This window comes from Romboutsia weinsteinii, from assembly GCF_002250835.2.
GTDB lineage: Bacteria > Bacillota > Clostridia > Peptostreptococcales > Peptostreptococcaceae > Romboutsia_A > Romboutsia_A weinsteinii.
In genome coordinates this window covers 60,894-84,594 of sequence record NZ_NOJY02000008.1, presented here as the reverse complement: position 1 = coordinate 84,594, position 23,701 = coordinate 60,894, and the positions used below count along the sequence as shown (strand labels likewise).

At 27.6% G+C, this 23,701-nt stretch carries 21 protein-coding genes; 3 read left to right on the top strand and 18 right to left on the bottom strand.

All coding sequences use genetic code 11. The features are described from left to right. Positions 1 to 213 precede the first annotated feature (213 nt). The 10 genes from tpx to CHL78_RS06325 form a co-directional block, all read right to left on the bottom strand. A complete protein-coding gene (tpx, locus tag CHL78_RS06370; protein WP_094368600.1) occupies positions 214 to 699 on the bottom strand; it encodes a thiol peroxidase in 486 nt (161 codons plus the stop codon). An 87-nt stretch (positions 700 to 786) separates the two neighbouring features. Continuing rightward, positions 787 to 2,181 carry a Na+/H+ antiporter NhaC family protein gene (locus CHL78_RS06365; protein WP_116041280.1) on the bottom strand — a complete coding sequence of 465 codons (1,395 nt, stop codon included), beginning with the start codon at positions 2,179 to 2,181 and terminating at the stop codon, positions 787 to 789. Between the two features lie 155 nt (positions 2,182 to 2,336). Continuing rightward, positions 2,337 to 3,152, bottom strand: a complete 816-nt coding sequence (locus CHL78_RS06360; protein ID WP_094366898.1) for a histidinol-phosphatase HisJ family protein — start codon at positions 3,150 to 3,152, stop codon at positions 2,337 to 2,339. 186 nt (positions 3,153 to 3,338) lie between these two features. Then, a complete protein-coding gene (locus tag CHL78_RS06355) occupies positions 3,339 to 3,533 on the bottom strand; it encodes a hypothetical protein (protein WP_094366897.1) in 195 nt (64 codons plus the stop codon). A 111-nt stretch (positions 3,534 to 3,644) separates the two neighbouring features. After that, on the bottom strand, positions 3,645 to 4,562 hold the full coding sequence (locus CHL78_RS06350) for a prenyltransferase/squalene oxidase repeat-containing protein (protein ID WP_094366900.1): 918 nt from the start codon (positions 4,560 to 4,562) through the stop codon (positions 3,645 to 3,647). Between the two features lie 92 nt (positions 4,563 to 4,654). Continuing rightward, on the bottom strand, positions 4,655 to 4,921 hold the full coding sequence (locus tag CHL78_RS06345; RefSeq protein WP_116041278.1) for a hypothetical protein: 267 nt from the start codon (positions 4,919 to 4,921) through the stop codon (positions 4,655 to 4,657). A gap of 147 nt (positions 4,922 to 5,068) precedes the next feature. Beyond that, on the bottom strand, positions 5,069 to 6,082 hold the full coding sequence (locus tag CHL78_RS06340) for a GH25 family lysozyme (protein ID WP_116041276.1): 1,014 nt from the start codon (positions 6,080 to 6,082) through the stop codon (positions 5,069 to 5,071). Positions 6,083 to 6,292: 210 nt separating this feature from the next. Further along, entirely contained in the window at positions 6,293 to 6,781 is a 489-nt protein-coding gene (locus CHL78_RS06335) for a hypothetical protein (RefSeq protein ID WP_116041274.1), read from the bottom strand. Positions 6,782 to 6,864: 83 nt separating this feature from the next. Beyond that, entirely contained in the window at positions 6,865 to 7,197 is a 333-nt protein-coding gene (locus CHL78_RS06330; protein WP_116041272.1) for an inorganic diphosphatase, read from the bottom strand. A 150-nt stretch (positions 7,198 to 7,347) separates the two neighbouring features. Next, positions 7,348 to 8,190, bottom strand: a complete 843-nt coding sequence (locus CHL78_RS06325) for a pentapeptide repeat-containing protein (RefSeq protein WP_116041270.1) — start codon at positions 8,188 to 8,190, stop codon at positions 7,348 to 7,350. Positions 8,191 to 8,329: 139 nt separating this feature from the next. On the opposite strand from CHL78_RS06325, the gene CHL78_RS20675 reads away from it, so the two are divergent. Continuing rightward, positions 8,330 to 8,488, top strand: a complete 159-nt coding sequence (locus CHL78_RS20675) for a hypothetical protein (RefSeq protein WP_158540645.1) — start codon at positions 8,330 to 8,332, stop codon at positions 8,486 to 8,488. A 108-nt stretch (positions 8,489 to 8,596) separates the two neighbouring features. On the opposite strand, the gene CHL78_RS06320 is transcribed toward CHL78_RS20675, so the two are convergent. Then, the gene (locus tag CHL78_RS06320) at positions 8,597 to 9,994 is read right to left on the bottom strand and encodes a metallophosphoesterase (protein WP_116041269.1); all 1,398 of its coding nucleotides are present in this window, start codon (positions 9,992 to 9,994) and stop codon (positions 8,597 to 8,599) included. Positions 9,995 to 10,323: 329 nt separating this feature from the next. On the opposite strand from CHL78_RS06320, the gene CHL78_RS06315 reads away from it, so the two are divergent. Next, positions 10,324 to 11,178 carry a thermonuclease family protein gene (locus tag CHL78_RS06315; RefSeq protein WP_116041267.1) on the top strand — a complete coding sequence of 285 codons (855 nt, stop codon included), beginning with the start codon at positions 10,324 to 10,326 and terminating at the stop codon, positions 11,176 to 11,178. Positions 11,179 to 11,246: 68 nt separating this feature from the next. On the opposite strand, the gene CHL78_RS06310 is transcribed toward CHL78_RS06315, so the two are convergent. From CHL78_RS06310 to CHL78_RS06295, 4 genes are all read right to left on the bottom strand, one after another. Then, positions 11,247 to 14,474, bottom strand: a complete 3,228-nt coding sequence (locus CHL78_RS06310; RefSeq protein WP_094369432.1) for a ligand-binding sensor domain-containing protein — start codon at positions 14,472 to 14,474, stop codon at positions 11,247 to 11,249. A 169-nt stretch (positions 14,475 to 14,643) separates the two neighbouring features. After that, positions 14,644 to 17,055 (bottom strand): PAS domain S-box protein, encoded by a 2,412-nt coding sequence (locus CHL78_RS06305; protein ID WP_094369431.1) that lies wholly within the window; start codon positions 17,053 to 17,055, stop codon positions 14,644 to 14,646. Between the two features lie 188 nt (positions 17,056 to 17,243). Next, a complete protein-coding gene (locus tag CHL78_RS06300; protein ID WP_094369430.1) occupies positions 17,244 to 17,552 on the bottom strand; it encodes a hypothetical protein in 309 nt (102 codons plus the stop codon). An 85-nt stretch (positions 17,553 to 17,637) separates the two neighbouring features. After that, positions 17,638 to 19,683, bottom strand: a complete 2,046-nt coding sequence (locus tag CHL78_RS06295; RefSeq protein WP_094369429.1) for a beta-galactosidase — start codon at positions 19,681 to 19,683, stop codon at positions 17,638 to 17,640. Positions 19,684 to 20,004: 321 nt separating this feature from the next. Between CHL78_RS06295 and CHL78_RS06290 the strand changes: the two genes are divergently transcribed. Further along, positions 20,005 to 21,003, top strand: coding sequence for a LacI family DNA-binding transcriptional regulator (locus CHL78_RS06290; protein ID WP_094369428.1), 999 nt, complete (start codon positions 20,005 to 20,007; stop codon positions 21,001 to 21,003). 43 nt (positions 21,004 to 21,046) lie between these two features. Here the strand turns inward: CHL78_RS06290 and CHL78_RS06285 are convergent, their stop codons facing one another. The 3 genes from CHL78_RS06285 to CHL78_RS06275 are packed head-to-tail and all read right to left on the bottom strand — an operon-like array spanning position 21,047 to position 23,695. Beyond that, the gene (locus CHL78_RS06285; RefSeq protein ID WP_094369427.1) at positions 21,047 to 22,432 is read right to left on the bottom strand and encodes a sensor histidine kinase; all 1,386 of its coding nucleotides are present in this window, start codon (positions 22,430 to 22,432) and stop codon (positions 21,047 to 21,049) included. Continuing rightward, positions 22,425 to 23,102, bottom strand: a complete 678-nt coding sequence (locus CHL78_RS06280) for a response regulator transcription factor (RefSeq protein WP_094369426.1) — start codon at positions 23,100 to 23,102, stop codon at positions 22,425 to 22,427. The genes CHL78_RS06285 and CHL78_RS06280 overlap by 8 nt, the downstream gene beginning before the upstream one ends. Before the next feature lie 26 nt (positions 23,103 to 23,128). Further along, a complete protein-coding gene (locus CHL78_RS06275) occupies positions 23,129 to 23,695 on the bottom strand; it encodes a TlpA family protein disulfide reductase (RefSeq protein ID WP_330408589.1) in 567 nt (188 codons plus the stop codon). Positions 23,696 to 23,701 lie beyond the last annotated feature (6 nt).

The following is a 23,701-nucleotide window of genomic DNA, read 5'->3' as shown; positions in this document are numbered from 1 at the left end:
ATATATATTTATTCTAAATTACATCGCAATATATGTCAATTTTTGTCGAACATCCAATGTAAATCCATTTATCTTATCTAAATAAAATTGTAATAATTTGACTTGATATATATGCTACTATTATAGTATTAAGACTTATATAAATAAAAACTCATTGAGTAATCATAATAGCAATGATTATAAATGAGTTTTTTATGTGCTTATCTGCCTAATTTACTTTAAAGCTTCTAAAGCTTTATCATAATTTGGCTCTTCAGTTATTTCATTTAAGTATTCAACATAAACGACTTTGTTATTTTCATCAATTACAAATACTGCTCTTGATAAAAGTCCTAGTTCATTTATATATACTCCATAGTTTTTACCAAATTCTCTATCCTTATAATCAGAAACTGTCTTAACCTTGTCTATACCAGCAGCTCCACACCATCTGCCTTGAGCAAAAGGTAAATCCATAGATACTGTATAAACTGTCACATCTCCTAAATTAGCGGCTTCTGTATTGAATCTTCTTACTTCTGTATCACAAACTGGAGTGTCTATAGATGGCACTGTTAAAAATACTCTCTTTCCATTTGTATCACTTAGTTTTACTGGATTTAAATCATTACCAACTACTGTAAAGTCCGGTGCAGTATCTCCAACCTTTACTTGAGTTCCTTCTAAAGTTAATGGCGCTCCTTGAAATGTTACCTTCATATAAATACCTCCTAATTGATCTATGTAGATTATTTTTTATTGATTTGAATATATTTATACCCTGAAGGACTTGGTATAATCATTTTTTTATTTATTCCCACTCCGTAACGATTCGTTACTCCTTGATTTAAATGTGTTTTTTATACTACACATGATACATGTAACCAAAGGTGCTATAAAACAAAGCATAGCAAATGGAGCATAAGCTACACATGATACACCTGTAACTAGACTGATAATAAGTGCATTTATATTCCAAGGCATAAGTGGAGCTATTATTGTTCCAGTATCTGATATTGTTCTTGCTAGTACACTATTATCTACTCCAACATCTTTGTATTTTGATTTAAGTAATCTAGATGGTACTACGATTCCCATAGTCTGATCACAAGTTATAGCGGTAAGTACACCGCTAATTAAACCTGTTTTTAGTATTAATTCTTTTCTAGTACTTATTTTATAAATTATATCCTTAGTTAAATAATTTATTATACCTGTACCCTGTAATATAGAGCTAAGAGAAATTGCCCCTATGACTATAATCACAACTGATATCATGGATACAACACCACCGCTTACTAGAGTTTCATTTACAATTTTAAAGTTAGAGTTTGCACTAAACCCAAATATAATATAATTTACAAGCTCTAATATACTAGTATCTTGGAAAAATATACTTACGATTCCTCCTACTACTATACCTGATATCATGCAATAATTTGATTTTACTCCTATAATAGATAATATCACTATTGAAACTGGCATTAGTATTAAGTATGGTGATATTAAAAATTCACTATCCATAGCGTTTATTAGCTGTAGTGCTTTTTCTGAAGTCTCTGATGAAGAATATTGATTACCTATTAAGAAATATATAATTGCACAAATAATTATAGTGGGGATTATAGTATGAGTTGATGATTTTAATACTTCTTTGTAATTGGTTTCTGTTGTTGTAATTGTTAGATTTAATATTCCAGATAAAGGTGATATTTTGTCTGCTAGATAAGCCCCTGATACTATTGCTCCAACAAGTATGTGTTCTGGTATTCCAAAGCCCTTTCCTATGCCTATAATTGCTATACCAATAGTACTAATAGTTCCTACAGCAGTTCCTATAAATATTGAACTTATAGATATTAGTATAAATGCTGAAAATAGTATATTCATTCCCTCCATATAACTAAGTCCATAAAAAATCATACTTGGTACTACTCCAGATGAAAGCCATACAGAAACAGTAGCTCCTATTAATAAGACTACAATATACAGACTTCTACATTCAATAATATCCTTAAATATCATAGTTTTTATTTCATCTGTTGTAAATCCATTTTTCAATGACATCAATATTGCAAAGGTAACACTAAATAGAAATGCATATACCAATGATAGATTCATGATAACGCACAGTACTATTGGAATTATACATAGAAAAAGTGTTATATATATTTGTTTTTTACTAAATTTACAATATTCCATAATCCCTCCTAAAATTTTAACTATTTATATATTAATTCTATATTTGTATATGCTTTCCTACTCTTAGTAAGAAGTATTTATTTTTAAATCAAAAAAAGGACACAATAAAGTATCCTTTTTTGATTTAAAAATAATATGAGCACTATTATTTCTCTTTATAAACTATAAATAATCTCTCTACCAAGAGTTAAAAATTCAGTTTTTCTTTCTCTAAACAAGCATACATACTTAAATCCTAAACTATCTAATATTTCATAAGATTTATCAAAATCTCTACATACATCACTTGCTCTATGAGAATCTGAACCTAGCGTAATTACTTCTCCACCTAGCTCCTTATATCTTTGAAGAATTTCCACATTAGGATGCATTGAATTTAGGTTATATCTATATCCTGATGTATTTAATTCTATTCCTTTTCCTGAGTAGATTATTGTTTTTAGTAATGTGTCAAGTACATCTTTGTAATCATCATAGATTATTTTATTGTCTTCATAGTTTCCATATCTTATTACATAGTCTAAGTGCCCGTAAACATCAAATTTTTTAAACTCTTTAGTGGTTTTTATTATACTTTCAAAATACTTTGTATAAGCTTCTTTTTTATTTAATCCTTTGAAAAAATCAGATTGAATAAGTCTTTGTTTATCCACTCTATGTGTTGAGCATAGCACAAAGTCTAATGGAATTGAGTTTAATGATTCTTCTATCTTATCTTTGATATAACTTTGATATCCAACTTCTATACCTGCTAGTATTTCTATTTCTTTTTTATAAAGTTCCTTGTAGTTGTGAATTTGCATAATGTATTCATTAAGATCCAAACTAAATCCATCTTCACGATATTCCATATGGTCTGTAAAAGTTAAGTGTTTAACCCCTATATTTATTGCTCTTTTTATAACTTTTTCCATATGGTCTTTAGCATCACTTGAAAAATGTGTGTGCACATGATTATCTAATCTATTCATTTAAAACCTCCCTTTATTTTACTCTTCTAATTATATATTATCTTATTTTTACTCAAAAGGTTTTAAATTCTTGTAAAGTTTAAATATTCTTTTTATAAATACTAAAAAATACCCTACTATTTCTTAACTAATATTTTACAGTTAATAAATAATTGGGCATTTTTAGTATTCATAATAATTTTATATTTATATTGTTATATTATCATCTACTACTTGGCAGTTATTTACTTTGCCCATTTTAGTCAAAAGATTATCTTCTGTGTTTGATGTACTTTCTTTACTATCACCATTTATCTCACTTGCTATTATTACCAAAAATATAGGTAATAATGTAAAACCTGCAACTGCAAATATACCTTTTTTATTATCAATACACTTCATAACTCTTAACTATATCTCCTTTATAGTTTTTTATACTTTATTTCTGAGATATTTATTATAAAAATATATACCTTCTTCTAATAATCCTCTTAAATCATTCTAGTCTATAAACTATAAAGATATTCTATTAAATCTATCCAAAATAATTAAAGCTTCTAAGGTTAATACACCTGTCCACTCATTGTAAGCATTATCCAATCCTTCTTTATAAAATACGTTTCCCCAAGGAGGAATCAACCTTTCATTGAGTTTTAGTTCCCTAATTATAAAGTCTAAATTACTGTCAATTTTTGATTCTATAATTTCAAATCTGTGACTATCAGTCTTTTTTATAAAATCTAGTGGTGTAGGTACATATTTAAGCCACTTTTTTTCATCATAAACTATAACTTGATCTATTGCTATTGCTAGCTTTTTCTCTAATCTATCTTTTAAATTATTAGGTAATTCATTAAATAGTTTTAGGTAACAATATAGCTCATGCTCTGAGTTAAAATGATTCTTATTTTCTATATAACTTATTGCATATTCAACTAATAGTTCTACATCTAATGTTTTTACGTAGTCCTTGTATTTATAAAGATATCCTATTATTTCAGCTGTAGGATTTCCCCAACTCTTGTCTATAACAGTCATTTCTATCTTATCATCATAGCTCCACCAAGGTGCATGTGGAAAGTCATTTACTTCTTTTGGTACTGAAAACCAACCATTTCTATATGTATTATAAGTTTTTTCAAGATAATCTATTGCTAATTTTATAATATCATTAACTTCTTTACTTCTCTCTAAGTTAGATAGTAATCTCAAACCTACTGATGTTGCCATTGGAGATGATTGAGGTAATATAAAATCTGATTCTATCCCATTACCAAATCCTCCGTCTTCATTTTGATATTTCTTTAACTCAAGTATAATGTCTTCCTCTGGTCCGTCTTTAAAATATTTTTGATAAACACTCTTCTCAAGTGGCCTTGCGTACTTCATTATTGATTCACTCGCCTGATTAAAACATTCTCTACTTATCATTATCAATTTTATCCCCCTATAAACTTAATAATTATTAAATAAATACTTTAAAGTTACACTTATTTTTTTATATCATGAATTGTCATTTCGATTTATTCTGATAACTCTTTATTATTATTTATATTTTTACACACAGATATTGATATAATGATCATCGATACTACAAGTACAAACATTATGAAGTTTGCAGTAGTATTATAGCCACTATTATTTTCAAATAAAGAGTAGTTAAATTTAGAAATAAAAATCTCATCTATACATGTTACTGCAAGTCTAGAAACTGCCCAAGACGCTATAAATCCTCCTATACCCCATATTGCTATTTTTGTTATATTTTTTTCTTCAGTAATTTTACTCATTATTCTCCCCTTTTCCCTTATTTTCCCATATACTTATATATTAGCAAATATCATCCAAAATATATAGTTACAATATGTCTATAAATAAAATGCTTTAGTCCATAGATAAAATAAGTATCTATGAACTAAAGCCATTACTCTTTGAATTTAATTACCTTTTTTTATTTTTAAAACTTGATTTACATATATTAAGTTAACATTAGATAGATGATTTAAGTTAGCTATACTTCTTACCGTTGTATTATACTTATTAGCTATTTCTGATAATGTATCTCCTGATTTTACCCTATAACTTATATATTGGCTACTTGGTGTTGCTGTAGTTTTATTACCTTCATCTATTTTTAAGACTTGACCTATATCTATTATATTAGGGTTTGATATGTTATTAAGACTTGCTATGCTACTTACTGTTGTATTATATTTTTGTGCTATTTGCGATAATGTATCTCCTGGTTGTACTGTATAGTGTATATAGCCATCACTATTTGTTCCTTCATTGTTATTATTTGATGTGTTATTATCACTTTGATTTTCATTGAATGAACCATTATATTTTAATAATATTTCTGGTCTAAATTCATCCATATCAACTTTTCCTGATATACCTCTTACGCTACCTGATTCAGAGTATTGAAATCCTATCCAACTATCCCATACACCATTATATCCAGGCGTACTTACGCCATAATGTGCAATCCATACTGGATAAACACTTATTGCCTTATTAAAGTGCTCTTTTGCAAAAGATGTATAAGTGTATACTACTACATCTAGTCCTGTAAGCTTTTTAACTTCTTCTAAAAATTTCATACATAAATTTGTTATATTAGATTTACTTAATCCATTAGCTACTTCTATATCTAAGGCTAATCTACAATCTGATTCATAATTTTTAATTGTTTTTACAAAATAACGAGCTTCAGCTAGTGCATCTGATTCAGTACTTGGTCTAAAGAAATGATAAAAACCTACTAATAATCCTTGAGCTTTTGCATTTTTATAATTAGTGTGTAGTGTTGGATCTACATAATTTGTGCCTTCACTTGACTTCATATAGACTATCTTTATTCCACTTTCTGCAACACTTTTATAGTTTATACTTCCTGACCAATGACTCACATCTATTCCTTTATAATTACTATTGCTTCTGCTTTGCATTAAATTCTCTCCTTTATATAAACATTCTTATCCTTATATCATATGACTGTCTTGACAAAATGTTTATAAATTTGATAGATTTTGCGAAACAAAAATATTGTTTAAAGTCTAATGGCTAGTTTATATAAATATTCTTGCATAATATACATATTTTGAATATTATATAAAAAAGTGTCCACTAAAACAGATGCTTTATTGAACACTTACTTATTATTCTATTCCTGCAAATTGATCTCCCATTATTTCTTTTAAGTCAGATATTATTTTTTCATCATCCCCAATATATTGAACTATAATCTTTCCTTTTTTATAAAAATGCGGAGTTCTGGCCCATTCAATTTGTGTCTTATTGTTAGTTCTACTAATTTGGCTAGCATCTTTATTTATAGTACTTGCATCTTTTTTCATTTCTCCATTATCTTCATAAGAGTAAATAATTACATCGGTATCATATAATATAACTTGCTTACCATCTATTATCATGCTATCATTTAAAATCATATATTGAGATACAGGTGTTAGTATACTCTCTTGCAAATCCTGTCTTTTATATTCATATCCTTTTGATTTCATTTTATTTTCAAAGTATACTAAATCAAATCCACTTTCTAATTTCTCTACACTATTACAACCCATTACTCCAACCAAACTAACAATTACTAATAAGCCTAAAATTAATACTTGCCTTAATTTTATCATGTTTTATCTTTAGAGAGAGTGTATCATAAGTACCAAACTCCCACTAAAGTTTACCTCCTTTCATTTTATACACTTTTTAGTGTCTAATAAGTTAATATTGTAGATTCAAAAAATCTTTCTTGAAATTCTACTAACACTTTTATTTGCTCTTTGTTATATTTATTTAATTCTTTACAAACTACTAATTTATCCTCAATATCATTTGTTCTTTTTATTATTGCTACAACATATCCTTCATATGTTTCCAAAGGTTCAAATTCTCCAATAACATATGCATCAATTTCTTCTCCATCTCCTGATGTTGTATTAGGAATGAAACCATAATTTAAAGGGTATATAAAGTTATGTTTAGGGTGCTTAGAGCCTAATGGTCTATCCATTTTAACTGTAACAAGTTCCCCTAAATAGGATTCCATATAATTTCCTCCTTATTTTATACTTTTTATTTTATCTATTGCTTTATTAACCTTTTCGATAGTTTCTTGGTTTTTCTTTTCGGCAAATGCCTTTAAACCTTATGTATTTTTGTTATTTTTATAATACTTTTATATGACATTATAAAACCATTACTTCTCCCAATAAAAAGGTCTATTAAGTGTTTTAGGAAGCTTTGTACTAAAATCTCCTTTGGCTGTGTTAATTTGAGACTGAGTAATATAAATACATTCCGATAAATCCGCACCTCTAATATCTGCATCTCTTAAATCTGCACCAATCAAGTCAGCTTTACTTAAATCAACACCTCTAAGATTTGTAGCAATAAGAAATGCTCCTCTTAAGTTAGCTCCTTTTAGATTGAACTTTCTAAGGTCTGAACCTATACAATCAAGACCTCTTGGTATCTTTTTATTGTTTTTCACTTTAGCACGTTCTTTGCTTCTAACTATTTCACTAGTTTCTAAAAGCAGTTCATTTACAGTATCTTGATGAGATGATATATTTAATACTAAAAGTTCTTCTGGTTTTAAGAATGTAAGCTTCTCTGTTTCTTCTATCATAAGCATAATCTTATTATGTATATTTCTATTTTCCTCAAATGATATAGCTTGGTTTAAGTACCATAACATTTCATGTAACTGTCTCATAACTAAAAATACATCATACATTTGACTTGAAGACTTGTTGTTTTTTCTCCAGTCACATCCACCATATGTTACCTGAGCTACTTTTTGCCCAGCACCAAAACAATCATATGCTGTGCATCCCTTAAGTCCTTCTTCTCTAAGATTTTTATGAATTGAACATCTAAAATCAGATTCTAAATTTATACATGGCTTACCTGCGTCCTTATCAGTTGGAAATCCTTCTGAGGAAGAAAAATATAATGCAACACAACATAGTCCAAAACATTTTTCACAATCTACCCTTAAATCTTTATAGCGTTCTTCATTTTTACTTATATATTCCATATCTATTTCTCCTATATCTAATACTTCTTCCCTATATATTTTTTACATGTTTTCTTATTAAGTATAACATATACTCGTAATAGATTTGATAGTCTTTAGTCATTAACTAATCATACACTATAATTAGGGAGGTGAGTTTATGAGTTATTTACTTGATCTAATTGGTGTAAATTATTCAAATTGGGAGTGGATAAGCTGGGCAGGTTTAATTTACTCTGTATTTTTAATTATAAGTATAGCCTATTATTTTGGTGAAATAGCTGTGAATAATTATAGAATTAAGAAATTTCATCAGTAGCCATTATTTCTCAAAATTATCTTTATTTGAATATAAAAAAGAGCCAATAATATTAGGATTGGCTCTTAATTCCTTAATGATTCAAAGTTTAAATACTAAAATGCAGTATTATTTTTTAATATGCGTTAAATAAGTAGTAAAAGCATCTTCTCCTTTTTCTACTTTGAATCTATCATTATCATTAGGATATATGGTAATTACATTGTCTTTATAATCCGACTCATCAAAATCTATATCTACTCCCATTTCACTTGCGTAGGCATATACATAACAAACTACCTTCTCATCCTTCATAAATACCATTTGAATCACATCTTCACTTTCAGTTTCAGTAATGTTTCTCCACTTGTATCCTACCGTATTATATATAATATCTCTAGGTGTAGAAGTTTTAAACTTATATGCCTTGTCCCACTCAAATGAAGATATTTCTGATAAATTAATTTCTTCTTTTTTACCATCGATTGAAGCAATATCATATATTAATTTCCCAAAATTATCAACCTCTGGACTTTTTTCAAATTGTGTAATCTTACTAGATTTGCTTACAACTTCCCATCCATCTTTATTTTTATCTAGTTTAAAATTTATCTTAGAAATACATTCTGCATGCTTACCTGGCTGAGTAACTATAACATCTTCTCCAGACTTATTCTTATAATCATGTTGTTCAATCTGTTTATGAGTGTGACCTGCAACTATTGCATCTATACCTTCAACCTCTTGAGCTATTTCTTGTATTCTATTTCCAGGATTTTTGGGTTTTTTAGGTTTTTCTCCTGAGTGAACAACGGCTACAATAATATCTGCTTTATCTTCTTTCATTACTTTAACCCATTTTTTAGCATCTTCCACTAAATCATTCATATATAATTGTCCATCATATCCATATTGATCTTTTAACTCTCTAGACTTTGCTGGCACCAAGTTTCCATTTTCATCAAAATCATTTTTTTCTCCCACCTCTTTTATAGTAAGTCCTAAGATACCTAAATTAACAGTTCCCTCAGATGTGTCTACTTGTTTTATTGTATAAGGCTTCACATAACTTTTTCTATCTGATTCATAAGTGTTAGCAGATAATACATCTATCCCTTGTTTTTCAAAATCTGATATCATATTATCTAATGAAGATTTATTATTAGCTATAAACTCGTGATTTCCCAGTACTACAGCATCATATCCCACTTCCTTCATTTCTTTTGCTATAGGTGCTTCTATGTACTCATTGCTATTATTCTCAAAAGCTTTTCTTCTTTTTCTAAAATACTTTTCCATATCCCCTGAAGACCCATCACTAGAATCAAAAAAATCTCCTGCATCTACTAACGTTATATTCTTATCTTTTTCTACCTCCTCTTTTACATAAGACGATAACTCATAAGGTAGCGAACCATGTATGTCTGTAGTTGCCAATACATTTAACTCTACTGTCTTGATATCACTGCATCCAATCATAAATAGTGCGGTTAGTCCTAATATACTCGTTACTATTTTCTTTTTCATAATATCCCCTTTTTATCTTTTATTTTATTAATACTTAAATTATATATATAAATAATTATATTTTGATATATTTCTCTAATTTATATTTGAAAATAACATTACAAATCAACTATAAAAGGATATCACCCTTTATTTTTTTCTACAATATATTTGACCCAACTGGTATACTAAATTGCACAACTGTCATGTTTTATTGTGTTCTTATATTAATATTGGTAATTGTAACTTTATAAGCTAAATGAATATATTTTATTAAAATTCGACATATTTTTCCGTCTAAGTCAAATATTGTAGTATAATATATAAATCAGGTTTATAGGAGGTTGTGTATGTTTTTAAAGAATAAAAAGAACTTACTTGTATCATTGATTGCGTCTCTTGCTTTATTTGTAGGAGGATGTAGCTCTAATCAAAATACAGTTAAACAGTCTAGTACTGTATCATCTAGTAATATTTCAACAAATAGTCATACTAGTGCTATATCTAATAAAATAGATATAAATAATATAGGTAATAATGTCATAAAAGCAACTGTTGATAGAGTGGTAGATGGAGACACTGTCGAAATCATTCTTCCAAGTGGAGAAGAAGTTGATACTAGATTGCTTTTAATAGATACTCCAGAGACAAAGCATCCAAACCTTGGAGTTCAAAAGTTTGGTCCTGAAGCTTCTGAGTTTGCAAAGTCTGTTCTACAACAAGGTGATACAGTTTACTTTGAACTAGATGGAAAATCTAAGACTGACAAATATGGAAGGTATCTAGGATATCTATGGTATACTTGTCCTGAACATAGCACTGTTGAGATGTATAATGAAAGAGTTGTAGAAGAGGGACTTGCTAGAGTTGGATATATTTATGACCAAACTAAGCATCTTGATGCTCTTTTAGAAACGGAAACTGTTGCTAAAAATAATAAAGCTAACATATGGTCAATTGATGGATATGTTACTGATAAAGGTTTTGATATGTCTAAGGTTGATACTTCTAGCGATATAGATAGTTCGCCTAATGATACTTCTAGTGGTGATAGTTCTGAGGTTGTTTATCTAAATGGTGGAAAGAGCTCTTCCAATGTTTTTCATAAGAGTAGTAACGCTCACGGTATGAAGGGCGCTGTTAAAACGACTAAAAAAGATGCAATTGATAAGGGATATACTCCTTGTTCAAGTTGCTTTAAGTAATTTAATAGACCGTATATACTTAGGTATATACGGTCTATTTTTATATTAATTGTAAATATACTCAATTATTATTTATCAGTTATATTTTCTAAATTTAGATTGACTGGTAATATTATTATAAATTTACTACCTTCTCCAGGCTTACTTTCTACAGATATTTCACCCTTATGTAGCTTCACTATTTGATTAGTTATTGTAAGACCTAATCCACTTCCACATTTTACTTCATTATCTAAATCTACTACTTGGTTAAATCTATCAAATATTACTTTATGATATTTTTCATCTATTCCAATACCTGTATCTAAGACACTAATCATAACTTTATCATCTAAATCTTTAATACTTATAGTTATACTTCCACCTTCAGCTGTAAACTTAACTGCATTTCCAACTAAATTAATCACACATCTTTCAATATCATTATGATCGCACCAAATAATTTTTTCTTCAATTTCTGGATCTATTATAAGTTCTATATTCTTTGATTTTACATAATCAGTTAATGTTAATGCAGTTTCTTCAACTAAATAGACTATATCTACTTCTTTTAAATTTATTACATACATATCATTTTGAAGCTTAGTACCATCCACTATATTATTAACTAGATTTAATAGTCTATTGCTGTTTCTTTGGGATATATCAATATAATGAATTAACTTTTCTTCTTTAATAGGAGTATTTTTTTTGATTAATCCTAGTATTAACTGATTAGTGCTACTTATAACATTTAAAGGTGTTCTTAATTCATGAGATAAATTTACTAAATATTTATTTTTATTTTCTTCTAATTTTATATTCTTGTTAAATAAAACTACATTTCGCTCCATCTCCTCTTCTAGCTTTTCTGTTCTCTTTCTTACTAATTGGTCTAATGTCTTTACCTTATTTTTCTGTATAATTATAAATAGTGCTATTAAAATCATATAAATAATAAAAGCAGCAGGACTTATCCAGAAAGGATACTCTATTGAAAAACTAACACTTGCCTTATCACTTATATATCCTCTACTATCTAGTGCACTTACCTCAAAAATATAATTACCAGGACGTAAGTCATTATAAATAACGTAATTCTCCTTAGTTGTTGATGTTGCTGAGCTAGTTCCAATTAACTTATATTCATAGCTATAATTTTTATTACTAGAATATATAGGAGTGAAGAATTTTATTTTTAAAGTATCTGTTTTTTTATCTAGCTTTAATCCTTGAATATTCGAATACTCTCTGTTATTTACTTCAAAACCATCAAATAATATTTTTGATTTGCTACCTACATTATTTATCTCACCTGGATAAAAAGAGTTTAATCCATTAGTACCACCAAAGAATAGTTCTCCACTATTACTTTTAAATGAAGCATTTCCATTAAATTCATTCCCCTGAAGCCCATCTGTAACACTTAGGTTATTAATGGTATTATCCTTAGGATTGATTTTACTAATTCCCTTATTTGTACTTATCCATATATTATCATCATCGTCAATTAATACTCCATATATTGTATTATTAGCTATTTTATCTTTAGTTGTATATCTATTGAATTTTTCTGTTTTTGGATCAAGCTTATTCAATCCATAACTAGTTCCAATCCAAATATTACCTTCAGAGTCTCCATTTATATACCTTATACGATTGCTACTTATACTATTTTTATCTCCTTTTATATTCTTATAATATTTAATATAGTTTTCATTAGTATTTATAACGCATAAACCACCATCTTTTAATAGACCTAAATAATAATTTCCATAACTGTCTTGATATATATGCCTAACATATGCCCCTTCTGTTATATGCTTACTCATATCAATAACCTCATCAGTTTCTATATTAAGTATACTCAGCCCATTGGTTGTTCCTAGCCATAAATAGCCTTTATCATCTACTAAAATATCTTTAATCTTTTCATTTATTATTCCATCTTCTAAGTTATAGTTTTTTATATTTTTAGATTTTTTATCTATCTTTATTAGTCCATTATCTGTTGCTATAAATATAAAATCTTCATATCCTGTTATATCATTTATAGAGTTGCTACTCATTGTGATATTATTTTCAGTATCAATATAAGTAGATGTCATATTTTTTCTATCTATTATATTAACACCTTTTGATTTTGTACCTACCCAAATATATCCTTCATTATCTTCATATACACCGTGAATCATATTTTCATTTAATAGGTAATCATCATCTGGACCAGCATTATAATGTGTTATGCTACTCTTTGTATCAAATATACTAATTCCAGAATATGTTCCAACCCATATTACACCTTCTCTATCTTCTATCAAAGACCTTACATCATCATATACTAAGCTATTTTTATCATAAATCTTATTTTTATAAATATCAAAGTTATCATTCTGTTCGTTATAAGTAGCAAGCCCATCTGTAGTTCCAATCCACAAATTACCTTCTCTATCTCTCATTATTGCACCAATTTGATTTGATGGAATAGATTTTTTATCCATAGGATTGTTTCTGTATCCAGTTATATTTTTTATCTTTGTATCTATTTTAAATACACCTGAACTATCCGTACCTGCCCATACAAGATCAGATTCATCGTCACAATATAATACATAAACTTCACTTTCACCTAATGAATTTTCTGTCACACTAATTGGATAAGTCTCTAAAACTTCAAAATCCTTAGATACCTTATTAACTCCCAACTCAGTTCCTATCCATATGTTCCCATATTTATCTTCTTCTACAGCATAAATAACATTACTTAATATACCATCGTCTTCATCTAGTACTGTATCAAATCTATCAGTCTTTTCATTATAAATATTTAATCCTTCATATGTTCCCACTAAAACCTTATCGTTCTGGGTCGTTAAAATTTCACTAGTACTGTCCTCTTTTATTCTACTATTATATTCAGTATAGCTATTTATTTGATCTGTATCCGGATTTATTTTGCTCACACCTTGAACAGTTGCAACCCATATATTTCCTTCTTCATCTTCAGTTATATCAGTTATACCATTGTGGCTTATACTATTTTGATCTTCTTCGTAATTGTATATTTTAAAGTCATATCCATTATATCTATTTAGACCATCATTAGTCCCAAGCCAGATATAGCCCTTACTATCTTGGAATATAACTTCTATAGTCGATTGACTTATTCCATGCTCTATATTTATATTGTTAAAAGTCAAATTCTTTTGTTTAGCATATGACTTATCTCCTACAAGTACAAATATACTAACATTAAGTAGTATTCCTACTATAAATTTATTAAGCCGTTTATTTATAAACATATTTCTACCTTTCATATAAGTCTAAATATTTCTAAAGCTTTTCTATTATATATTATAATAATTTCCATAATATGACAATATTTTCCAATTATATATTATATCTTAATTTAATTTGATCATTAAATAGAGTAATAAAAAAACACATTGATAAAATATCAATGTGTTTTATATTTCTAGAATCTTTCTACGAGTATATATCAGAGAATTCTATATTACATTTTTCTATCTGTGTGACTTTTGAAATATCTCTGTCTAATATAATCTTAGAGTTATCTTTAGCTAATATATCCGGTAGTTCAAAGGTAAATTCTGAACCTAGGCCTAGTTCACTATTTACATATATATTTCCATTTTGTAGCTCTACTAGTGATTTTACTAAAGATAATCCGATTCCACTTCCTTCACACTTTCGGTTTAGATTATTATCTATTTTTTTAAATCTATCAAAAATTATATCTAGTTTATCCTTAGACATTCCTACTCCGCTATCCTTAACAGATACCTTTACTTTATTATTTTCGACTTGTAAATCTACATATATATATCCATCTTTATCTGTATATTTTATTGCGTTAGATAATAAATTTAGCACTATCCTCTCTATTTTATCTGGATCACAAGCAATTATTTTTTCTTCGCTATCCGTATCAAATATAAGGTTTACACCTTGATCTTTAGTATACTGTGCTACTGATAAAGTAATATTTTCTACTATATCTACTATATTATAATTTCCTAACTGTAACTGATAATATCCTGAATCAATACATGTAATATCAATAAGATTATTTACTAACCTTAACAATCTATATGAATTTTGCTTTATGTAATTTATATGATCTTCTAAATTTAAACTACTATCCCAACTTATTTTATTTTTTTCTACGTTTCTCTGCATAAGTTGCATGGTTCCTAATATTATATTAAGCGGTGTTCTAAATTCATGAGATATATTTGCGAAAAATTCATTTTTTAAACTCTCCATCTGAATAGCTTCTTCTAGAAGTTTTCTTTCATCTTCTTGTTTTCTTTGTTCACTTATGTCTTTAGCTGTGATAATGAATTTATCCTCAGCTCTTATTATTTTGTAATTAAGCTCTATCCATTTATAGCTACCATCTTTACAAATCAATTTACTAACTATACACCCAGAGTCATCTTTTGAACCATTTAGAATATTTTTGTATTCATTTCTATTATCTGGATGAACTATATCTAACATATTCATAGACAATAACTCATCTTCAGTCCATCCCAAGGTTTTTGACCAGTTGCTATTTATATGTTTTATCCCTCCATATAAATTCCCCCTAGCTATAAGATCTACAGAAATATCTAAGAAAAGTTCTAGTTCACTTTCTATTTGTCTACGCTTTTTAAACTCTTCTTGCACAGACTTAGATAGTGTATGACTTTTAATCATAGTAGCAATATTTCCAGATATAGTTTTTAAATAATCAAATTTATTGAACTTTAGCATATTATTTTCTAAGAAAGTAAGAACTAAAAATCCTATTGTCTCATCGTTAAATGATATATCATATACTCCAATATTTTCGATATTATTTTTACACATATATTTTTTTAACACTTCATTATCTATATTATTAATATTATTTATACTGTTTAAATAATTAATATTATTTAACCCTTTATAAAGCTCTAAATCAAATTTAAGGAGTTTATCATTAGCGTTGCCATTTATCGTGCCTATATTTAAGGTTAAATCTAAACATGATTTTTCTTCATTTACAGACAATACAGATACTCCATCACATTCAATATAGTTTAGAATATTTTCGCATACATTTTTTAATAAACCATTTATATTATCTTTTGTGTTGGTTTTCATAAGTATATTATTTAAATTATTCATTTCTTGATTGTTAACATGCATTTCATTCTCTAATTTTTTCTGTAAAGTTATATCTTTTGTAAATCCAATTATATACTCTACTTCATTGTTTTTATTGACTATAGGTGCTTTATATATTTCCACCCATAAATCAGAGTCCCCTTGTTTTGTGTAATCTTCTGTTAGCTGATATTTTTTACTTTCTATAACCTCTTTATCCATTTTAGCAAATAAATCGCATATTTCTTCATTCCAGTATTCACTAGTATTTCTCCCTAATATGTTTAACCTATCATCTTTTAGCTCTCTTGCATAAGATTCATTTACATATATATAATCGCCGTTTGTATTTTTTAGCCAACAATCAAATGGCATACCATCTAAAATTTTTTCTAAGTCTTCTCTTTTATATGACTTTTCGCAAACATCCCTTGATATGATGATAATAGATTCCTCTTCTTTAAAATTATCTAGTACTATTTCACTGTATACAGAAACTTTTTCACCACATTTAGAATATAAATCCAAATTGATTTTTATATTATTTTCTCTATTAATTTTATTTATTTCAGTATTTAAATTCTCATTATCAACATATATAATTTCTTCAATACTTATATTTTTTAACTCTGCCAAGTTATATCCAAGCTTTGTTAATAATTTTCTGTTACAAAATTGTATACTCCCACTTTTGTCTAAGATTATAATATAATCATCGACTATATCTAATATTTTTTCCATATTACCCCCTGTTCAAGCTTAAATCTATAAAACATAAATACATTTGTATATTTTTGACATTATATGTAAGTTTTTATATTATTAATATTAAACCATTTATACATTAATAGTAAATAATTTTATTAAATAGTTACAAAAGAAAAACCATATTGACTATTTATCAATATGGTTTTATTTTGTATTAAAATTTAAAAATCGTCATTCTTGATACCTTCTTGGTATTTCTTTTCTCTGTATAATTTATCATATGCACTCTCTTTATATTCGCTAACTTTATTAATATCAAAAAAGTCTTCCTTAAAATCTATTCCACCGCTAATAGATATGATTGCACAATACTTAACTTCATTTGAATCTGATAATTCAATATAGTATTCTTTTAGCTCATCTTTAATATTGCTCATATATTCTCTTACCCTTGGAATATAGTATTTAAAGTTATGTTTGTCTAAAAAGCTAACAGCTTCTTCTCTAGTTTTAAAAGTATATTTCTTCATAGTAATCTCCTTTTTTGTTTATGTATATATTTTGTTAATTACTATAGGTTAATATACTTTTTTATTTATTTTTCTATAATATATTTTATTTATTTTGTTTTAATACATAAATACCATATGGCTCTAGTGTATTTAAACCACTTATTATCTCTTCTGAAACCAAATCAAAATAAGAGTTTGTTATTTCTATGTTTTTATTTTCTTCTGTAAAGTTCATTATGAAATAATATTTTGCATTATCATTTTCTCTTATTTGAATTGATACACCTTCTGGAGAAATAAAATCCTCTAAATCATTAATCTTTAACTCTTCTACTATACCATCATAAAATTTTTCTATAAAATCATCATTAGTTCTCGCACCTATAAAGTAAGATATTCCTAGTTCAAGTTTATTTCTAGTTATAGATGGACTATCCTTATAAAAATCACCTTCATAAGTACCTAATACTTCTGCTTCTTTTTTTGATATTATAGTACAATAGTCTTTCACTTCAAAACTTTCCTCTTTAAATTTAATACTATTTCTATCTTTTGGATAAAGTGTATCAGTTTCTGCTACATCTATTCCGTATATTTCTTGTAATACCTCTGGCCATCCACCTATATAAGTTAAGTCCGCTTCATTTACTAAGCCACTTAAGTAAGATCCTACCAATACGCCTCCATTTTTGACATAATTTCTAAACTTATCCATAGTATCTTCTGTAATTAAATACATCATAGGAGCTATTACTAAGCTATATTTAGATAAATCTTGACTAGAAGTTATAACATCTACTGATATATTTTTGTTCCAGAAGTATTTGTAATGTTCTTGTAAAGTTTGAGGATATCTTTTTGACTCTTTTGAAAATCCTTGTGCATCTTTTAACGCCCAATCATTTTCCCAATCGTATATAATTGCTACTTTAGATTCCTTCATACTTCCCTTTATTTCTTTTATTTTATCTAGCGCTTCTCCTACTTTAGAAACTTCTTTAAATACTCTGTTATCTTTAGAGTTATCATGATCTACAACTGCACCATGGAATTTTTCAGATGATCCTCTAGATTTTCTCCATTGGAAATAAAGTATACTGTCAGAACCATGTGCTAATAGCTGCATAGAAGAAAGCATATGCATACCAGGTCTTTTAGCTTTATTTACATTGTGCCAGTTTACACAACTTGGAGTACACTCCATAATTAAAAATGGCTTTTGTTTTATACTGCGATATAAATCATTTATAAATCCTACCTTACTAGCTAAATCTTGTGTTCTTTCCCAATCATTATGCCATGCAGGATAGCAGTCCCAGCTTAATATATCTACTTCTTTTGAGAACTTTTCATAATTAAGACTTTGAAATGGTATTAAGTCGTCCGTATCTGCCATAAAGTTTGTAGTTATAGGTATATTTGGAGATAGTTCTCTCATAGGTTTTATTTCATTTCTATAAAAATTTATTGTTTGATCAGTAACAAATCTTTTCCAATCTAAGTTTAATCCGTGAACAGCATTTTCTCCAATAGATGATGGTGACTCTATTTGTGACCAATCACTATAAGTATGACTCCAAAATGGTCCCCACCAAGCTTTATTTACATTATCTATAGTTTTATATTTATCTTTTAACCAGATTCTAAAGTTTTCTTGGCATAAATCACAGTGGCACTCTCCACCATATTCATTAGATATATGCCACATAATTATTGCAGGATGGTCTTTATATCTTTGAGCTAATTTGTAATTGAGAGCTTGTGTTTTCTCTCTATATACAGGCGATGAAAAGCAATGGTTATGCCTTGCACCATGAAGCATCTTTTCTCTTCTTTCATTTGTTCTTAATACTTCTGGATATGTTTGAGACAACCAAGCTGGTCTTGCTCCACTTGGAGTAGCCAGTATGACTCTTCCACCTTGATTGTATATATCATCTATTATGTTATCTAACCATTCAAAATTGTAATTTCCTTCACTTGGCTCCAGTGCACTCCAAGCAAATATTCCCAAGGTCATAGTATTGACATTAGCCAGTTTCATCAAGTCTAAATCATCCTTTAATATTTCTGGATAATCTAACCATTGATCTGGATTATAGTCCCCCCCATGAAGTAGTCTTTTTTCGTTTTCATATACATTTTTCATGTTTTATTCCCCCATTTATCCTTTTGTCAGCCAGTTGCAATGTGTTTTTGTAGTGACATAATTAATATTACATCTTCTGCAAATTCGGTATAATTTGCTCTCATTTTATATATAATATCTATTCCTCAACACTCTCGAAAACGTTTCGATAATTAAATTATATTCTAACTCTATATTGTTTGTAAATATATTTAGTAATTATTTTTCATAATATTAGTAAATATATTTACTAAATTAATTTACCTTTCTATAATAAATATATTATAATAAAGTAGTAGGGTAAATAATAACGTTTATACATTAAAGTATACGGAGGGGTACATGGTTACTATAAAAGAAATAGCACAGCAGTCTGGATTTTCACCATCTACAGTTTCAAGGTTACTAAATAACGATACATCTTTATCGATTTCACCTGAAACTAAAAATAAGATAATAAAAACAGCTCTTGCTTTAGAATATGATAGAAAATATATACAAACAGTTATTGAAAAAGTCGCTTTACTATTTTGGATTGCTGATAGAAAAGAATTGGAGGATATTTATTTTAAAGAAATACGTATTAATATTGAAAAGTATGCTAACGAAAATAATATGGAATTAATTATTATTAAGCAACAAGATGGAGTAAATAAAGTTCCTAAGGATATAAATGGATTTATAGCTATTGGAGGGTTTTCTGAAGTTGAAATCTCAAAACTTGAAAGTATAACTCCTAATGGTGTTTTTATAGACTCAAATCCAGCTCCTGATACATACGACTCTGTAAATGCTAATACTGTGAGAATAACTCAAATGGCAGTAGATTATTTTGTGAAAAATGGTCATACTGACATTGGATTTATTGGTGGAATGTATAATAATCCAAATACTAATCTATACGAAAAAGATATTAGAGAAATATCATTTAGAGATTATATGCAAAAGCTTGGACTACTTAATTCTAAAAATATATTTTCAGACAAATATTTTTCTGTAGATAATGGATATAAATTAGGAAAAAAAGCTATTGATGAGTTAAAGGAAGATTTACCTACAGCATTTTTTGTAGCCTCTGACCCGATAGCTATAGGAGTACTTCAAGCTCTAAATGAGCACAATATATCTATACCTTCAAGAGTAAGTCTTATAAGTGTAAATAATATAGATGTGGCTAAATATGTTTCTCCACCACTTAGTACTTTCCATATTGATATTGATGAACTTTGTAAGACGGCTATTAGTCTATTATCAGAAAGAATTATTGATAATAGATCACTTCAAAAGACAATTTATTTAAATTCTAATCTTATTATTAGAAAAAGTTTTGTTATGGCGTAAAAATATGAGCCCATTTAATAATGGGCTCATATTTTTATATTATTTATTTTATTGGCAATTTTATTATAAAATTGCTGCCTTCATTTACTTTACTATATACATTTATACTCCCCTTATGAGCTTTGACTATTTCTCTAGAGATTGTAAGTCCTATACCAATTCCTCCCGTTTCTCTAGCCCTTGATTTGTCTGTTCTATAAAATCTTTCAAATATATAGTCTATATCCTCTTTATTAATACCTATTCCACTATCTTTTATTAATATATATACATTATCATTTTTATTAAAACATTTTACAAATATCTCGCCTTTATTGGGAGTATACTTTATAGCATTTGAGATAATATTAATTATTACCTGGCTTATTTTATCTTTATCCACATTAATATTAATATCTTTTAGATCTACTTGTAAATTTATACTTTTATCTGATAGTTGCTTCTCAAAATTAGTCAAAATAGTAGTTATTGCTGACTTTAAATTCACATTAGATTTATTTAATTCCAGCTTATTGCTATCATATCTTGATAAATTCTCAGTTGATACGATTAGCCTATTCAATCTTTGAAGTTCATCATATATACTTTTTAATCTTTCTTGAGATGGCTCCCATAGACCATCCATTATAGCTTCAAGCTGTGCTTGCACAGTTGTAAGAGGTGTTCTAAGTTCATGTGATATATCATTAGTCAATTCTTGTCTTATTTTCTCTTGCTTATTTAAATCTCTTGCCATCATATTTACTGATTTTACAAGTTTATTTATTTCGTATATACTATGATCTTCATTTATGCGTTTGGAATAATTTCCTTCTGATATATAGTTTGTAGCATCTATTACCTTTAATATAGGTCTTCCAATAGCATAAGATAATACTCCCCCTACTATAATAGATATAATAAAGAATAACACCGCTAGTATAAATAATACTCTATCTAACATTTCAAAGAATACAACGTCTGAATCCTCATAATAAATAGGACCTATATACTCAATATCCAACTCTCCTATTTCAGTCTGACCTTGTTTTAGGTTAAATCGTTCGAAAGTATTTACAATATCTGAATTTGGATTTATTTTATTTACATTTTCTCTAATTTTACTTAATACTTTTTCACATTTGATATTATTATAATCTCTTGCATTCCAAATTGTATGTTTATCTTTGTCTTTAATTGTTATAAGCAACCCTGAACTTATTGCATCTGATCCTATATCTTCAATACTTTTTTCATCCCAAGAATTATCATTATATGTTTTTGCTATTTTATTTTTAATTTCTAGCTTTGATTGTTGAATTCTATCACTAGTATATATATTAAATTTCTTTTCAATATAATGATGGTTTACTATATTTACTAAAAAAATGATACTTAAAGAAAATAAAATAAAAATAAAACTTAATCTATACCTTAATTTATTAAACATTGAATCTATACCCCATACCACGAATAGTTTTTATATATGTTGGGTTTTTAATATCTTGATTTAATTTAGCTCTTATATTTTTTATATGCGTATCAATTATTCTATCATAAATAAAACTATTATCATCGCTTATATAGTCCATTAGCTCTTCCCTTGAAAATACTCTATTTGGATTTTTAGCTAATACAGATAAAATTTTATATTCTGAAGCTGTTAGTATAATCTCATCATCGTTGTACTCTATCTTCTTATTTTCAATATGTATTTTTAGTTCATTGTTGAAAGTTAAAGTTTCATATTGGTTTCCTTTAATTCTTCTAAGCATTGCATTAACTTTTGCAACTAGTTGTTTTGGACTAAATGGTTTTGTTATATAGTCATCACTTCCAACTGAGTATCCCTTTAGAGCATTATCTTCACTCGACTTTGCTGTAAGCATAATTATTGGAACCTGAGATCCTGTTCTTATATGCTCACATACATCTTCTCCAGATATATCAGGTAACATCAAGTCTAATATTATTAAATCCGGATTGTGTTTGTCTTGCTTTTTTAGTGCTTCAATCCCATTTGTTGCCTGTATTATATTATACCCTTCATTCTCTAGATACAGTTTTATGACTTCTATTATCTTTATTTCATCGTCCACAATAAGTATAGTCTCTTTCATAAAGTCTACCTCCACAGGTATTCTAATTATTTTATTAATTGTTTTATGCCTTCATTAAGCATAGTTTTTGTAATAAGTCCTACATGATCATAAGCTATATTTCCTTCTTTATCTATAAATACAGTCCTTGGTAGTGAGCTTACTTGATAGCTTTGAGCTGCACTATAGTCTAGATCAAATAAAACATTCATATCATATCCTTCATTTTCCATATATTCTTTTGCTGTTTCTTTTGTTTCTCTCATTCCATCTGTAGCGTTTACCATTAGTATTTCTATATCATCATTGTTATATTTTTCTGTTGCTTCTTGAAAATGTGGCATCTCAAACTTACATGGAGGACACCAACTTGCCCAGAAATTTATTACTACAGCCTTTTTTCCTTTGTAATCTGATAAATTTACCTTGTTATTATCTTTATCATAAACTGTAAAATCTGGTGCTGCTTTAGTATTTAAAGATGCCTCCCTTATAGATGTACTATTATCATAATTATTTGATAAATAGTCATATCCAATTTTAACTGAGACTATCAAGACTACCATTATAACACTTATATATATATATCTTTTATTATTTTTATTATTTTTCAAATTTAT

Bases quoted from the DNA above. Each gene is read 5' to 3' on its own strand.
- tpx (WP_094368600.1), bottom strand. From the start codon at position 699: ATGAAGGTAACATTTCAAGGAGCGCCATTAACTTTAGAAGGAACTCAA.
- CHL78_RS06365 (WP_116041280.1), bottom strand. From the start codon at position 2,181: ATGGAATATTGTAAATTTAGTAAAAAACAAATATATATAACACTTTTT.
- CHL78_RS06360 (WP_094366898.1), bottom strand. From the start codon at position 3,152: ATGAATAGATTAGATAATCATGTGCACACACATTTTTCAAGTGATGCT.
- CHL78_RS06355 (WP_094366897.1), bottom strand. From the start codon at position 3,533: ATGAAGTGTATTGATAATAAAAAAGGTATATTTGCAGTTGCAGGTTTT.
- CHL78_RS06350 (WP_094366900.1), bottom strand. From the start codon at position 4,562: ATGATAAGTAGAGAATGTTTTAATCAGGCGAGTGAATCAATAATGAAG.
- CHL78_RS06345 (WP_116041278.1), bottom strand. From the start codon at position 4,921: ATGAGTAAAATTACTGAAGAAAAAAATATAACAAAAATAGCAATATGG.
- CHL78_RS06340 (WP_116041276.1), bottom strand. From the start codon at position 6,082: ATGCAAAGCAGAAGCAATAGTAATTATAAAGGAATAGATGTGAGTCAT.
- CHL78_RS06335 (WP_116041274.1), bottom strand. From the start codon at position 6,781: ATGATAAAATTAAGGCAAGTATTAATTTTAGGCTTATTAGTAATTGTT.
- CHL78_RS06330 (WP_116041272.1), bottom strand. From the start codon at position 7,197: ATGGAATCCTATTTAGGGGAACTTGTTACAGTTAAAATGGATAGACCA.
- CHL78_RS06325 (WP_116041270.1), bottom strand. From the start codon at position 8,190: ATGGAATATATAAGTAAAAATGAAGAACGCTATAAAGATTTAAGGGTA.
- CHL78_RS20675 (WP_158540645.1), top strand. From the start codon at position 8,330: ATGAGTTATTTACTTGATCTAATTGGTGTAAATTATTCAAATTGGGAG.
- CHL78_RS06320 (WP_116041269.1), bottom strand. From the start codon at position 9,994: ATGAAAAAGAAAATAGTAACGAGTATATTAGGACTAACCGCACTATTT.
- CHL78_RS06315 (WP_116041267.1), top strand. From the start codon at position 10,324: ATGTTTTTAAAGAATAAAAAGAACTTACTTGTATCATTGATTGCGTCT.
- CHL78_RS06310 (WP_094369432.1), bottom strand. From the start codon at position 14,474: ATGAAAGGTAGAAATATGTTTATAAATAAACGGCTTAATAAATTTATA.
- CHL78_RS06305 (WP_094369431.1), bottom strand. From the start codon at position 17,055: ATGGAAAAAATATTAGATATAGTCGATGATTATATTATAATCTTAGAC.
- CHL78_RS06300 (WP_094369430.1), bottom strand. From the start codon at position 17,552: ATGAAGAAATATACTTTTAAAACTAGAGAAGAAGCTGTTAGCTTTTTA.
- CHL78_RS06295 (WP_094369429.1), bottom strand. From the start codon at position 19,683: ATGAAAAATGTATATGAAAACGAAAAAAGACTACTTCATGGGGGGGAC.
- CHL78_RS06290 (WP_094369428.1), top strand. From the start codon at position 20,005: ATGGTTACTATAAAAGAAATAGCACAGCAGTCTGGATTTTCACCATCT.
- CHL78_RS06285 (WP_094369427.1), bottom strand. From the start codon at position 22,432: ATGTTTAATAAATTAAGGTATAGATTAAGTTTTATTTTTATTTTATTT.
- CHL78_RS06280 (WP_094369426.1), bottom strand. From the start codon at position 23,102: ATGAAAGAGACTATACTTATTGTGGACGATGAAATAAAGATAATAGAA.